Source organism: Atopomonas hussainii, assembly GCF_900109735.1.
Lineage (GTDB): Bacteria > Pseudomonadota > Gammaproteobacteria > Pseudomonadales > Pseudomonadaceae > Atopomonas > Atopomonas hussainii.
In genome coordinates, this window is the sequence record NZ_FOAS01000001.1 from 316851 (window position 1) to 330655 (window position 13805).

At 59.8% G+C, this 13805-nt stretch carries 11 protein-coding genes; 5 read left to right on the forward strand and 6 right to left on the reverse strand.

Annotation, left to right across the window (positions count from 1 at the left end; translation table 11 throughout):
* Window positions 1-158 precede the first annotated feature (158 nt).
* Both BMX80_RS01495 and BMX80_RS01500 read left to right on the forward strand, forming a co-directional pair.
* Entirely contained in the window at window positions 159-686 is a 528-nt protein-coding gene (locus BMX80_RS01495) for an acyl-CoA thioesterase (protein WP_071871483.1), read from the forward strand.
* 45 nt (window positions 687-731) lie between these two features.
* The gene (locus BMX80_RS01500; RefSeq protein ID WP_074864345.1) at window positions 732-1214 is read left to right on the forward strand and encodes a GNAT family N-acetyltransferase; all 483 of its coding nucleotides are present in this window, start codon (window positions 732-734) and stop codon (window positions 1212-1214) included.
* On the opposite strand, the gene BMX80_RS01505 is transcribed toward BMX80_RS01500, so the two are convergent.
* On the reverse strand, window positions 1211-4081 hold the full coding sequence (locus BMX80_RS01505) for a bifunctional diguanylate cyclase/phosphodiesterase (RefSeq protein ID WP_074864347.1): 2871 nt from the start codon (window positions 4079-4081) through the stop codon (window positions 1211-1213). The two genes, BMX80_RS01500 and BMX80_RS01505, sit on opposite strands and share 4 nt — an antisense overlap.
* A gap of 173 nt (window positions 4082-4254) precedes the next feature.
* On the opposite strand from BMX80_RS01505, the gene uvrD reads away from it, so the two are divergent.
* Together uvrD and BMX80_RS01515 are read left to right on the forward strand one after the other, a co-directional pair.
* Window positions 4255-6426: a DNA helicase II gene (gene uvrD / locus BMX80_RS01510; protein WP_074864349.1), complete on the forward strand. Its 2172-nt coding sequence runs from the start codon at window positions 4255-4257 to the stop codon at window positions 6424-6426.
* A gap of 62 nt (window positions 6427-6488) precedes the next feature.
* A complete protein-coding gene (locus BMX80_RS01515; RefSeq protein WP_074864351.1) occupies window positions 6489-6704 on the forward strand; it encodes a dodecin in 216 nt (71 codons plus the stop codon).
* 27 nt (window positions 6705-6731) lie between these two features.
* Here BMX80_RS01515 and BMX80_RS01520 read toward each other — a convergent pair whose 3' ends face one another.
* The 3 genes from BMX80_RS01520 to BMX80_RS01530 form a co-directional block, all read right to left on the reverse strand.
* Complete coding sequence (locus tag BMX80_RS01520; protein ID WP_074864352.1) at window positions 6732-7295, reverse strand: cysteine hydrolase family protein; 564 nt, start codon at window positions 7293-7295, stop codon at window positions 6732-6734.
* A 23-nt stretch (window positions 7296-7318) separates the two neighbouring features.
* Window positions 7319-9079 (reverse strand): histidine kinase N-terminal 7TM domain-containing diguanylate cyclase, encoded by a 1761-nt coding sequence (locus BMX80_RS01525; RefSeq protein ID WP_074864354.1) that lies wholly within the window; start codon window positions 9077-9079, stop codon window positions 7319-7321.
* 71 nt (window positions 9080-9150) lie between these two features.
* The gene (locus BMX80_RS01530; RefSeq protein WP_074864357.1) at window positions 9151-10044 is read right to left on the reverse strand and encodes an alpha/beta fold hydrolase; all 894 of its coding nucleotides are present in this window, start codon (window positions 10042-10044) and stop codon (window positions 9151-9153) included.
* A gap of 894 nt (window positions 10045-10938) precedes the next feature.
* On the opposite strand from BMX80_RS01530, the gene BMX80_RS17790 reads away from it, so the two are divergent.
* Window positions 10939-12093, forward strand: coding sequence for an autotransporter outer membrane beta-barrel domain-containing protein (locus BMX80_RS17790; RefSeq protein ID WP_175474867.1), 1155 nt, complete (start codon window positions 10939-10941; stop codon window positions 12091-12093).
* Window positions 12094-12294: 201 nt separating this feature from the next.
* Here BMX80_RS17790 and BMX80_RS01540 read toward each other — a convergent pair whose 3' ends face one another.
* Window positions 12295-12975, reverse strand: a complete 681-nt coding sequence (locus BMX80_RS01540) for a Fe2+-dependent dioxygenase (protein WP_074864361.1) — start codon at window positions 12973-12975, stop codon at window positions 12295-12297.
* 97 nt (window positions 12976-13072) lie between these two features.
* Entirely contained in the window at window positions 13073-13720 is a 648-nt protein-coding gene (locus BMX80_RS01545) for a GntR family transcriptional regulator (RefSeq protein ID WP_074864363.1), read from the reverse strand.
* Window positions 13721-13805: the final 85 nt, after the last annotated feature.

Below are 13805 nucleotides of genomic sequence, written 5' to 3' on the forward strand. Positions count from 1 at the left end.
AGCAAGTGCGCCCCGAAATACGGCACAGGGCCGCCCGCTATGGGGGCGCGTTTCGCACTAATGCCCTGATCTAGAGCGGCTGCGTGCACTGGCATGGTTTTCGCTGTGCAAAGGGCAGAATTTTCTGCGCTTGTTCCGCCAACCGAGCCAATACCGCCATGAGCGAACCTGCCCACCAGCTGTCGATGACCGTGCTAATGACCCCGGATAAGGCCAATTTCTCCGGCAATGTACACGGCGGCACCTTGCTCAAATACCTCGACGAAGTCGCCTACGCCTGTGCCAGCCGCTATGCCGGCAGCTATGTGGTGACGCTCTCCGTCGATCAAGTGATGTTCCGTCGCCCCGTGCATGTGGGCGAGCTGGTGACTTTTCACGCCTCGGTGAATTACACCGGGCGCTCGTCGATGGAGATCGGCATTAAGGTCACCTGTGAAAACATCCAAACCCGCGCCAAACGCCACAGCAACAGCTGCTATTTCACTATGGTGGCCTTAGATGCCCAAGGCAAACCGCAAGCCGTGCCGGCATTGATTCCGGAAAACGACCTCGAACGCCGCCGCTTCGAAGCCGCCCGCCTGCGCCGGCAGCTGCGTGAAGAAATGCAGCAACGCCACAAGGCGATTAAACAAGCCGCGCTGCTGCACGAAGAAAGCAGCAAAGAGACTCGGCAGACATTGCAGTAAGCCGGCAACCTGCCATGCTGGCGGCTCACCCCAAGGAAGGCCGCCATGCACCCCACCCTGCATACCCTTAGGCTGCGCCTGCAACCGCCGCAATCGGCGGATGCCCAAGCGCTCGCTTATTGCGCCAATCACCCGGCGATTGCCGAGCACACGCGTTTGCCCTATCCGTATCAGCAGGCCGATGCCAAGGCTTGGCTGGCGGCTATTGCACACAGCCGCGACCTGCACTGGCTGATCTGGGCCGAGCAAACCTTGCTCGGCGCCATTGGTTTAACCGCGCGTGCAGTGGGTGTTTGGGAGCTCGGTTATTGGCTAAACCCACGCTATTGGCGACAGGGCTTGGCCTGCGAGGCTGCCACCGCCGTGTGCGCTTGGGCCGCGCACAACCGGCCCACTCAGCGCCTGTATGCCTGTCATAGTGCCGACAACCCAGCCTCGGCGCGGGTGCTGCTCAAGCTGGGGTTTCGCCCCGAGCCGAGCGAGCCCGGCGCAGAGCGGCACTACTGGCTGGCGGCGCAAACCGATTAAGCCAGCGCCTGCTGCTCGACCAATAAACGTTCAAAAGCCGCCGCATCGCGCGGCGGGCTGATCAGATAGCCCTGCACTTCGTCGCACTGCTGCGCCTTAAGGAAGGCCAGTTGTGCGTGTTCTTCCACGCCTTCGGCCACCACGCGTAAGTCCAGCGCATGGGCCAGCGCAATAATGGCGCGGATAATCGCCGCGTCTTCGCCTTCGCGCGGTAAGTCGCTGACAAAGCATTGGTCGATCTTCACGCTATCCACCGGAAGGCGCTTTAAGTAGCTGAGCGACGAATAGCCGGTGCCGAAGTCGTCAATGGCTAAGCCCACGCCCAAGCTTTTCAGCTGGTTGAGGGTCAGCAAGGTGCTGTCGAGGTTATCCAGCAGCAGGCTTTCGGTCAGCTCTAGCTCCAACAAATGGGGGGCTAAACCGGTTTCTTGCAGAATGCCGCGCACCAACGACACCAAGTTGCCTTGGCGCAGCTGCTGGGCCGATAAGTTCACCGCCACACGCAGTTCATCCAGCCCGGCTTCGCGCCATTGGCAGGCGTTGCGACAGGCTTCGCGCAGCACATATTCGCCAATCGCGGCGATCAGCCCGGTTTCTTCGGCCAAGGTGATAAACGCCGCAGGGGCAATCAAGCCAAGGCTTGGGTGGCGCCAGCGTACCAAGGCTTCGGCGCCGCACACCTGCCCGGTGCGCACATCCAGCTTGGGCTGGAAGTACACCGCCAGTTGTTCTTCGCGAATTGCTTTGCGCAGGTCGTTTTCCAGCTGTAAGCGCTCCACGGTACAGGCTTGCAGGTTGTCGCTGTAGAACTGGAAGGTGTCGCCGCCAACATGCTTGGCGTGCTGCATGGCCTGCTGCGCTTGGCTCATCAGTGCCGACACTTCGCGGGCGTTGTCTGGATACAGGCTGATACCTACCGAGGCGCTGTGCACCAGTTCGTGGCCGTCCAGCTGCAGCGGCTCGCGGATCTTGCTCAGCAAGCGACTGGCAATGCGCGACAGCGCCGACAGGCTAGTGTGGTGGTCGATCAGCAAGGCAAATTCATCGGCCGACAGGCGTGCGAGCATCTCGGCTTCGGGCACCGCTTCGGTCAGGCGCTGGGCGATTTGCGTTAACACGCGGTCAGCAAACTCTTGGCCGAGGCTTTCGTTGATGTGCTTAAAGCGGTCCAGATCGATATGCAGCAAGGCCAGATTGCGCCCCTGCTGGCGCACTCGCTGACTGGCTTGATGCAGGCGCTCGCGGAACAGCGCGCGGTTGGCCAAGCCGGTGAGTGGGTCGTAGTGCGACAAATAACGCAGTCGGTCTTCGATAGCACGGCGTGCCGAGAGGTCGGTGAGGAAGCCGACAAAATGGGTGATGCGCCCTTGGGCGTTGCGCACCACGGTCATCTCCAGCCATTGCGGGTAGTGCTCGCCGCTTTCGCGGGTGCCGCTGAGTTCGCCCTGCCAGCGGCCGACGCGAATCAGCTCGCCGCGAATTTGCAGATAGCGCTTGAGCAGGTCGAAGTTGCCGGCGATTTCGTCGATGCGAAAACCTTCCACGCGCTCGCGGCGCTGGCCGGTGATCTTCAGCAGGGCATCGTTCACCGACAGCACTTCGCCTTCCACGTTAAGGATAAAAATCCCTTCGCTGGCGGCATCGAAAACCGTCACCGCCAAGCGCTGTTGGTCTTCACGCTGGCGGCGCAGGCTGATGTCGCGGCGGGTGCCGAGCATCCGGTGCACGCGCCCGGCGCTGTCGCGGGCTACTGCGCGGCCACGGTCTTCCAGCCACACCCAGTGGCCGTCGTTATGCCGTACGCGGTATTCCACGATGTATTCGCTGGTTTGCCCGCGCAGGTGGTCCATCAGGGCTTTGCGCAGCAGCGGCACATCGTCGGGGTGCAGGCGCGGGCGCAGGTCTTTAAGCATGCCGGTGACCAGCTCAGGCTCGACGCCGAACAGCTCTTGCACACGTGAGTGGAACACTTGGTCGGTGTCTAAATCCCAGTCCCACAGCGCCAAGCGGCTGGCTTCCAGGGCAAGGTCGAGGCGTTCTTTGCTGGCGGTCAGCTCGCTGCTGGTGGCCTGCAAGGCGGCGGTGCGCTCTACCACGCGCTGCTCTAGCTCGTCATGAGCTTCGCGCAGCGCTTGCTCGGCGCGGCGGCGTTGCTGCACTTCTTCGGCCAGATGGCTGTTGAGTTGATCGCTGCGGTTATTGGCTTCCTGCAGGGTTTCGATCAGCGCTTGATGCTGAAAACGGCGTAACAGGTTGTGCTGAATTAAGCGGTGCATTTGCCACGCAATCAGCACCAGCCCGGCGAGCATGATCAGGCCGAGCAAGCCCCAGCCTCTGGCGTAAGCGCCCTCTTGGCTAAGCAGAAACACGCTCGCCGGCAGCAAGCTGGGCAAGGCAAAGGTTAAGAAGGCCGGTACGCTCACCGCATAGGCCACGCTGGCGCTGAGCACCGCACAGGCAAGCAGGCCATACACCAGCATTTGCTGGATAAACCCCGGCACTTCCTGAATAAACAACGCGGTTAAGCCCAGACTGATGCCCGACAGCAAGGCGCCAATTAAAAAGTTCACCCGCCAATGCCGCGAGGCTTTGCGGCTGAGGCTGGCACGTTCGAACGCGACCACTTGGGTGATGCGCAATAACGCCAACACGCCCACGGTGCCCAGCCACACCAACAGCCAAACATTGGCCTGTTGTTGCCAATGCAGCACCGCGCAGCTGGTCACGGCCAAGAGCATTAATAAGGTGGGCAGGCGGGAGCCCTGATAGAGCAGATTGGTCCGTGCTACGCGTAATTCCATGGCGTAGCGGGCGGATAACTCGGCGGCAGCTTCCCGAAGCGGCACAAACGACAGTGCGGCGGTCATTGGTTTTTTATAAGTATCGGACCCAAGGGAGCCCCCAGCATACCTAGGAGTGCCCAGCGACCCAAGCCGTCTTGTCGGACAAGTTATGGCCTTGAGCCTAACTTTGGTGCTGCACCGGCGGGTGGTCGGCGTGGTTTGCCGCCCGCTTGGCTGGCCCCGTAGAATGCCGGCCCATGGACGTTTCTAATCTTCTCGATCATCTCAACAGTGGCCAGCGCGACGCCGTCAGCGCGGCGCTCGGTCAACAACTGGTGCTGGCCGGCGCCGGCTCGGGCAAAACCCGCGTGCTGGTGCACCGCATCGCCTTCTTATTGCAGGTGGTGCAGGCCGCGCCGCACAGCATCATGGCGGTGACCTTCACCAACAAGGCCGCCCATGAAATGCGTGCGCGTATCGCGCAAATGCTCGGCCACGAGCCGGCGGGCATGTGGGTGGGCACCTTCCACGGCTTGGCGCACAAGCTGCTGCGCCAGCACTGGCAAGAGGCTGGCTTGGCGGAGAACTTCCAGATCCTCGATAGCGACGACCAGCTGCGCTTGGTTAAGCGCGTGCTGCGCGAGTTGCAGTTAGATGAGCAGCGCTGGCCGGCCAAACAGGCGCAATGGTTTATCAACGGGCAGAAGGATGAGGGCATGCGCCCGCACAACATCCAGCCCAGCGGTGATCTGTTTCTGGCCACCATGCAGAAGATTTACCAAGCCTACGAAGCCGCCTGCGCGCGCGCCGGCGCGGTGGACTTTGCCGAGCTGCTACTGCGTGCGCTGGAGCTATGGCGCAATCGCCCCAGCTTGCTGGAGCACTACCAGCGACGCTTTCAGCACCTGTTGGTGGACGAGTTCCAAGACACCAACGCCGTGCAATACGCCTGGTTGCGTCATCTGGCCGGCAACAACGCCAACCTGATGGTGGTCGGCGATGACGACCAGTCGATTTACGGCTGGCGCGGCGCGCGCATCGAGAACATCCAGCAGTTCACTGACGACTTTCCCAACGCCGAGCTGATTCGCTTGGAGCAGAACTACCGCTCCACCGGCACCATTCTTAAAGCCGCCAACCGGCTGATCGCCAACAACGCCGGGCGCTTGGGCAAAGAACTGTGGACCGAAGACAGCGAAGGCGAGGCCATCGCCCTGTACGCCGCGTTTAACGAGCACGATGAAGCGCGCTTTATTGTCGAGCGCATCGAGCAAGCGGTGCGCGAAGGTTTAGCACGCAGCGAAATCGCCATTCTGTACCGCTCCAACGCGCAATCGCGGGTGCTTGAAGAAGCCCTGCTGCGCGAGAAAGTGCCCTACCGCATCTACGGTGGGCAGCGCTTCTTTGATCGCTTAGAAATCAAAAACGCCTTGGCCTACCTGCGCCTGATTCGCCTGCGCGATGACGACGCCGCGCTGGAACGGGTGATCAACGTACCGCCACGCGGCATCGGCGAAAAAACCGTCGAAGCACTGCGCCAGCATGCCCGCGAGCAAGGCCTCTCGATGTGGCGTGGTATGCAGCAGCTGGTCGCCAACAAAGGCGTCAGTGGCCGCGCCGCCAGCAGCTTAGGCGCGTTTATCGAGTTGATCGAAAACCTCGCCGCCAAAGTGGAAACCTTCCCGCTGGGCTTGATGACGCAAACCGTGATCGAGCAGTCCGGGCTGATCGCCTACCACCGCGAAGAAAAAGGCGACAAAGGCCAAGCGCGGGTGGAAAACCTCGAAGAACTGGTCAGCGCCGCGCGTGCTTACGAGAACGAAGAGATTGAGCTGTCGCCCTTAGCCGACTTCCTCGACCACGCCGCGCTGGAAGCCGGCGACACGCAAGCCGACGAATACGAAGACAGTGTGCAGCTGATGACCCTGCACAGCGCCAAAGGGCTGGAGTTCCCGCTGGTGTTCTTGGCCGGCATGGAAGAAGGCCTGTTCCCGCACAAGATGAGCCTCGAAGAACCGGGCCGCTTAGAAGAAGAACGCCGCTTGGCGTACGTGGGCATCACCCGCGCGATGCGCAACTTGGTGATCACCTACGCGGAAACCCGCCGCCTGTACGGCAACGAGACCTACAACAAGGTCTCGCGCTTTGTGCGCGAAATGCCGCCGGAAACCCTGAGCGAAGTGCGCCTGCAAACCAGCGTTAACCGCCCCTTCGGCGGCCAACCGCGCGCTAACTTAAGCCCGTTTGCCGGCGCCGAAGTGCCGGACACCGGCCTCACCCTCGGCCAGCGCGTGCGCCACAGCGTGTTCGGCGAAGGGGTGATCCTCAACTTCGAAGGCAGCGCCGCGCAGGCCCGCGTGCAGGTCAACTTTGGCGATCAAGGGGTGAAGTGGCTGATGCTCGCCTACGCCAAGCTGGAAGGGTTGTAAGCAGACAGGCATAGGCCACTGGCAGCGACTAGGCTGACAGAACACTCACCGGAGGTTCTGTCATGTCTGACCATCGCACCTACAAAAAAATCGAAGTGGTTGGCTCATCGAAAACCAGCATCGAAGACGCCATCAACAACGCCCTCGCCGAATGCAGCAAAAGCATTAAGAACATGGACTGGTTCGAAGTCACCGAAACCCGTGGCCACATTCTCGATGGCAAGGTGGCGCACTATCAGGTGGGGCTGAAGATTGGTTTTCGCATTGAGGGCAGCTAGGGAGCCTCTGCTTTAATCAGCGCCTGCCTAGATCGCGGCCTCAGCCAATAGCTGCAACGCCGCCGCACTGTTAAGCACGTGGGCGTATTCGTCCTGTAGGTTAGCCAGCGCCATGGCGTGCACTTCCTCGGCGCTGCGCGGCACACCATTAAAGTCGCTCTTGGCGAAGGTGAACGTGGCATCGGCCACCACGTAGGTGGCAAAGCCTAGGTTGCCTGCGCTGCGGGCTGTGGCCTCGACCGAGTTGTTGGTGCTCACCCCGACCAGCACCAGTTCGCTAATCCCGCGCACATGCAGCCAGCGCTCTAGGTTGCTGTGCACAAAGGCATCCGGCACGTGTTTATCCACAACATGCTCGTGAGCGAAGGGCGCGAGTTCTGGCTGAAACTCGGCACCGACTTGGCCGGGCCAAAATACCGAGCCCACCGTGCGAGAAAGATGACGCATATGCACCACCGGTGCGCCACGCGCGCGCCACACCTGCAATAACTGAGCGATGACGTGCTCGGCCTGTGGGTTATTGCGTGGCGGTAATGACGGCATTTGCATGCCACGTTGCATATCAATGAGTAGCAGAGCAGGTAACGGCATACGGTCCTATCCCTAGGTAATGATTACTGCCCGGACTGATCAAACAGCGTCAGCCACGGGCTCTGTTCGCGTTGCGCGGCGGGGGTTTGCAGCCACGGCAGCACCGCGTCGCTGCGGGCGTCGGGCTTGGCTTGGTAGCCAAACCAGCGATTACGCCCCGCTTGTTTGGCGTGGTACAGCGCTTGGTCGGCCAGATCGATCACTTGCAGCCAGCCAACGGCATTCGGCTCGTGGGGCAGAAAGGGGTAGCAGGCAAAACCTACCGAGCAGGTTTTGCGCAGCGGTTGGCCATTGCTTAAGCGAAACGGCTGTTCGGCAAACGCCAAACGCAGCCGCTCGGCCAGCTGCGGGGCTTGCTGGCGCGGCACTTGGCGAGTGACAACGAGAAACTCTTCGCCGCCCCAGCGAACCAAATAATCATCCTCACGAAACACTCGTTGCAAACGCGCCTGCACTTGTTGCAATACGCTGTCGCCGGCGTTGTGGCCGTAGCTGTCGTTGACCTCTTTAAAGTGGTCGATATCGACTAAAAAGGCGATTAAGTCGGCGTCATCCGGGCGTTCGCTATGCCCTTCATCCTGCCAGCGCCGGTAACGCTCACAGCAGCGTTCGAGGTCGTGGCTTATGTGTTGCAGCACAAAGCGGCGGTTGCGCAGCCCGGTGAGCGGGTCGGTGAGGCTGTGTTGGGTCAGGTCGAGGTTGGCTTGTTCCAGCTCGGCATTGCGCGCGCGCAGTTGGGCTTCCAGAGCCACGCGGTCGTTAAGGTCGTGCAGGGTTACGGTGTGGCCTTGCAGTTGCTGGCGGGTGTTGAAGATGGGGCTGACGTCCAGCTCGTAATCATGCCCGGCCAGTTGCAGCAAGGCCTGACTGCTCACCGCCACCGGCGTGTCGCCCAAGCGCTGGGTTAAATGCTCACACAGCAGCGGCTGGCTGGCGAAAGCCTGCGTCAGTAAGCGGCCTAGGCCATGGTTGCTCGCTACGCCGGTCATCTGCGCAAAGGCGCGGTTCATATCCACCACGCGCTGATGGGTATCGAGCACCAACACGCCATCACGCACCGCATCGAGGGCGCGGTTGCGCATCACCGGCAGCACGTTAAACAGCTGATAGCGCAGCATGGCCAGCCACAACATGCCCACGGCCAGCGCGAGGCCCAGCGGCACTAAGTCGTACTGGCGCGGCACTAAGCCGGTGATCAGCAGCACGTTGGCGATCAAGGGCATCAGCAAGCCCGCCGCCAGCAGCCCGCCTTGGCGGCGCAGTAAGGGGTTGCCACTCCACAAGGTGGCCAATGTCAGGCAGATGCCGGCGAGAATCAGCAGATAGCCGTAGGCGGTGAATAACCAGTAGTAGGGGCCAAAAATCAGCGTGTCGGTGTAGGTGAGGGCGTCGATGCGGGTAAAGCGCACGTCTTGCAGCATGAGCGTGGTGGTGGCGGGGTTCCACAGCAGCCACTGGGTGCCCAACGGCAGCGCCAGCATGGCCGCCCACAGGCCCGGTCGCGACCAACGCTCGCCACCGGTAAAGCACAGCACAAAAATAAACGCGCCCACCGGCGTCATGCCGATAAACAGGTACTTCACTTTCAACCAATGGATGGCGAAGGCCGGGCTGGCCGTGGCCATCAGCACCACGCACAGCGACCAGCACCACGCGGTGGCGACGAAAAACAGCAAGGGCTTGGCGGTGCCCAGATGACGATAGCGCCAAGCGTGCAGACCGGCTCCGGCTAAGGCAATCAGGGCAACCAGTACGCCCAGCATGTAGAGGACTTGCCAATCCATATCGCGGACTCTGGTGTGCTTAACGCCATGCTAGCGTTTTAATCCGAGCGAGGCGAAACAGCGCCTCGCTGTTAGGCATCAACGGCTGCTTGCGCGTGCAAAAAAGCCAATACTCGCTCGGCGCTGGCTGCGGGGTATTCCTGCATAAAGCAGTGCCCGCCCGGCACCTGTAAACCGCTGGCGTTACGGTTAATGGCACGCCAGCGCTGCACGGCCTCGCCAACAAAGGGATAAGTGCGCTCGCCGTAGATAACTTGAACCGGGGTTTGGACTTTCTTCAGGCTCGACCACAAGCGCCGCGGGAACGAGCTGAACACCTCGGCCTCGCGGCTGGGGCGGCATTTCAGTTCTACCCCACCATCGGCGGCGGGCTTGAGCGCGTGTTCGGCGAAGGCTTGCAGGGCGTCTTCCGTCCAGCCTTTAAACATGCCGCGACCGCGCAGGCCCTCCACCACCGCTTGGCGATCGGGCCAGTGCGAGCGGCGCTTGCGCGTGGCCGTGGCCAGTTTATTGCGCGAGTACAAACCCACCACGTCCGACAGCGCCATCACGCCGATCAGCTTGGGGGTAAACAGCACAGGGTCGAGCAGCACCGCACGGCGAAACAGCTCAGGGTGTTGCGCCAGCATCAAACTGGTCAGCACCCCGCCAAAGCTATGCCCCACGGCGTAGATTGGCACGCCGGCGTATTCACCGGCAAACGCCTGCCAAGCTTCAACGCACAGCTCGGCGGTGCGATTCCAGCCATGAAAACGCCCGCCGTGATCGCTATCGCCTTGGCCTTGGGTGTCGCTTAAAAACAGATCAAAGTGCTCAGCCAACGGCGCCAGCATGGGCCAGTACACCCCACCGCAAAAGCCATTGCCGTGCAAGAAGTGCAACACCGGCTTGCCACTGGGCGCGCTGCGTAGACCACGTTGGGTGAAGCCTGCCGAACAGGCGTGCGACCAAGAAATCAGGTCCATGCTTAAACGCTCGTTTGATTGCTTTCTGGCAGTGTAAACAGCCTTAAGTGAGGCAGCAAATCACCACCAGCCGACCAACGCACACCGCCAAAGCCGCCTGCCAAGTGGCATTTTGATCTCGCATCGCCCTAAAATTGTCGGGCAAAAAAGAACCTTTCCAAACAACTACAACTTTTTGAGCCTGCCTCTATGCCCAATACACACTCCCTGCAGAAAACCCTATTAGCGCTTGCCGTTGCTGGTGCCAGTCACTCTGCATGGGGGACTAGCTGCCATTTAAACCTACCCAGTTCTAACGACCAAAGAATTAGCAGTAATTGCGAGTTAGTAACCATCCCAAATACAACTATAATTTTGGGTGATTCTGCTCTTAGGGTTGATGCAACCGTTGACACACTGGAGAACCGAGGGATAATTGACGGAAGCTCTTACGGAGTGGAGATTTTTTTATTTGGCAGAGTAAACACAATTAACAACCATGTACAAATAAGCGGCGCAACTGCTGGAATCCAGAGCAATTTTAGCATCCCATTAGAAATTAATCATTTTTCTGGCTTTATCAGCGGCAATCACGCAATTAATGGTGGTAACTACACCACTCTAAATTGGTTCGGCGGCACAATATCTGGCCACTTAACTGGATTAAAAGAACTCAATATCAGCAAAGCCAACGCCAGCACCGGCGGATCCTTATCCACAGCACCTAACAGCATCATTCGCCTACAAGTCAGCAGCGACAATAGCACACCGCTATTCACAGCTAGCGGCGGAATTAATTTAGGCAGCAACAGCCAAGTATTCCTTAAGCCCAAAGGCTCCGACTTTGCCGTCAACAATAAAGGTTATGTATTATTAAGTGCTGCCGGCGAAACCTTCTCAGCACCCGGATTACAAGTGCTAAGCGACTCTCCGTTATTAACGGTTAATTCTTGGTTAGCCACCAGCAATGACTTACGCGCTAACATTAGCGTGGCGGGTCAATACCAATTCGGCGGCACCCCCAACGGTCAGCGCGCTGGTTCTGCACTATTACCGCAACTGAGCACATTAGCGGGCAACAACCCCAACAACCCGGTGCTCGACGCGCTGGCCGGTAATGCCGAGCAAGTGCGTAAAACCAGCGATGAGTTAGTGCCGCAGGTTAACGGTGGCAATGTCTTCGCCCCGCAGCAACAAGCGCATCAAATGCAGCAGCAATCGTATAACCGCCTGCAAGGCGCTAGTTCGGGCGACCTACTCGCCGAGCAAGGCTTGTGGATGAAAGCCCTGCACAGCAAGGCTGATCAAGATATGCGCCAGCAAGTGGCGGGGTTCGATGCTGAATCTAACGGCATGGCCTTGGGCTTTGACGGCAAGCTAAACGAGCAGCTCACCGTCGGTTTGGCCTACAGCTACCTGCACAGCAATGTGAGCGGCGACAGCAATAGCACCGAGATCGACGGCCATGCCATCACCGCGTACGGTGGCTTTGCACAAAATGGCTACTTCGTGAACGGCAGCCTGACAGCAGGTTTGCAGCACAACGACGGCCAGCGCTATATCGCCGGCACTAAGGCCGAGGCGGATTACGACAGCCAGTCCATCGCCCTAGATGTAGTCGGCGGCTACGGCTTTAACCTCGACAACGGTTTGCTGCTGGAGCCGCGTGTTGGCGCTCGTTATGGACGTGTGGATACCGACAGCTACCGCGAAAAGGGCTCACTGGCGTCGCTAAACGTCGAAGAGCAGCGCTTTGAGATCGGCCAGTTAGGTGCCGGTGCGCGTATTGCTGGTGCACTGGAGCTGGGTAGCGGCGTCCTGCAGCCGGAAGCCACCGCCATGGTGTATCACGACTTTATTGCTGACAGCGTTAGCACCACCTCGACCTTCGTTGCCGGTGGCTCGCCGTTCTTGTCGGTAGGTGCTACTCCGGCACGCACCAGCTATGAAGTGGGCGTGGGTGCCAGCTATGCGCTGGGCAACACCACCTTTGGCGTGAGCTACGACTACCTTGGCCGTGAAGACTTCGACGCGAATACCGTCGAGGCTTCTGTGCGCTACGACTTCTAAGTTTTAGCGCCACAAAAGCCCCCGCATCAGGCTGAGTGAAAACGTCGCGAACGCAGGCTAGGCAAGGCAAAAACAAGCGAAAAAGCGCAGTTTACGTGTGGTAAATGAGCATTTTGAGCCTGTTTTTAACGCCGCATAGCCAAGTGCAGTAGTTTTCACACAGTCTGGCGTAGCGTGCTGCTCGGGGGCTTTTTGTTGCCTTCAGCTATCCATCCACTGGCGCAGCAGGTTTTGGTAAATGCCCGACAGTTTGGTCAGGCCGGCATGCTCTGCCGTCAATTCGCCACGTAATTGCTGCGCGAGGCCGTCTAGCTCATACAAGGTGCGGCGTTGCTCTGCACTGCGCACAAGGCTTTGAATCCAGAAGAACGCCACCAAACGCACGCCGCTAGTAACAGGAGCCACTTGGTGCAGGCTGCCTGAGGGATAGATCAGCAAATCACCGGCGGCGAGCTTGATCTGCTGCTCGCCAAAGCTGTCGTGAATAATCAACTCGCCGCCTTGGTACTCCTCCGGCTGGGTGAGAAACAAGGTAGCCGACACATCGGCGCGTAAGGCTTCACCACTCTCAATACGCATGACGGTGTTATCCACATGCGCGCCATAGGCTTGACCGTTTTGGTAGCAGCTGAACTTAGGCGGCAAGATCTTGCTCGGCAGCGCCGCACTCATAAACAGCGGGTTGTTTTGCAGCGCCTGAATAATCAGCGCCGCCATCTGCTGCGCTTCGGGGCTGTCGGCTGGCACTTGGTGATTGTTTTTCACCCGCGCCGCCTGCGGCCCAGCGGTCGCTTTGCCGTCTTGCCAGTTGGCTTGGCGCAGCAACGCTCGGCACTGATCGACCTGCTCTAGGGTTAATACCTGTGGAATGCGTAGCAGCATAATGCCCCCTTGTTTATTGCGGGCATGGTTATGCAATCGCCCTGCACAGGCAAGCAGCTTGCCGTCTATTGATCAGTCAGCACGTTTAAAGGACGCCTTAAGGCAGCAAATGCGCCAGTAGCTCGCCGCAGTCGGCCAAGTCATCGTGAATGGCGCGGGCTAAGGCTGGGCTATCGTCGGCTTGCAGCGCCTTCCACGCCGCCTCGTGCGCGGCATTCAGACCGGCGTGCAAGCGTTGATCGTTGAATAACTGGGTAAACACCGGGCCGACTTGCAGCCACAAGCCTTCGATCAGCCGCAGCAGCACCGGATTGCCGCAGGCACGGTATAGGCGCAGGTGAAAATCCGCATTGCCGCGCAGATAGCCGGCGGCATCCTGCTGGCTAAGCGCGCTGGCCATGCGCTGCACCAATGCCCCCAAGGCCGCGCGCTCGTCTGGGGTTAAGCGCGGTAACGCTTGGGCGGCAGCCATGGGCTCCAGCGCTAACCGCACACTGAGTAACTGTTGGTATTCCTCACGACGCAATACCGGCACCTGTACCGAACGCTGCGGTGCACTGCGCAATGCGCCTTCGGCCACCAAACGCTGCAACGCGGCGCGCACCGGCATAGTGCTGGCGGCGTAGTGCTCGGCCAAATCGCGGATTTTTAACCGCTGGCCGGGCTGTAATTCGCCATCCAGCAGCGCTTGGCGCAGGGCGTGATAGACCTGAAGTTGCCGATTGGCTTCGCTGTCGTCGTGCATTTTTTTGAGCGCTGGCTGGCGTTGATCCGGGTGTTAATCGAGTAGATGGGCGGCATATTGACTTTTTGTGATCACAAATTCAAGA

Coding starts and splice junctions, on each gene's coding strand:
- BMX80_RS01495 (WP_071871483.1), top strand. CDS start 159: ATGAGCGAACCTGCCCACCAGCTGTCGATGACCGTGCTAATGACCCCG.
- BMX80_RS01500 (WP_074864345.1), top strand. CDS start 732: ATGCACCCCACCCTGCATACCCTTAGGCTGCGCCTGCAACCGCCGCAA.
- BMX80_RS01505 (WP_074864347.1), bottom strand. CDS start 4,081: ATGACCGCCGCACTGTCGTTTGTGCCGCTTCGGGAAGCTGCCGCCGAG.
- uvrD (WP_074864349.1), top strand. CDS start 4,255: ATGGACGTTTCTAATCTTCTCGATCATCTCAACAGTGGCCAGCGCGAC.
- BMX80_RS01515 (WP_074864351.1), top strand. CDS start 6,489: ATGTCTGACCATCGCACCTACAAAAAAATCGAAGTGGTTGGCTCATCG.
- BMX80_RS01520 (WP_074864352.1), bottom strand. CDS start 7,295: ATGCCGTTACCTGCTCTGCTACTCATTGATATGCAACGTGGCATGCAA.
- BMX80_RS01525 (WP_074864354.1), bottom strand. CDS start 9,079: ATGGATTGGCAAGTCCTCTACATGCTGGGCGTACTGGTTGCCCTGATT.
- BMX80_RS01530 (WP_074864357.1), bottom strand. CDS start 10,044: ATGGACCTGATTTCTTGGTCGCACGCCTGTTCGGCAGGCTTCACCCAA.
- BMX80_RS01540 (WP_074864361.1), bottom strand. CDS start 12,975: ATGCTGCTACGCATTCCACAGGTATTAACCCTAGAGCAGGTCGATCAG.
- BMX80_RS01545 (WP_074864363.1), bottom strand. CDS start 13,720: ATGCACGACGACAGCGAAGCCAATCGGCAACTTCAGGTCTATCACGCC.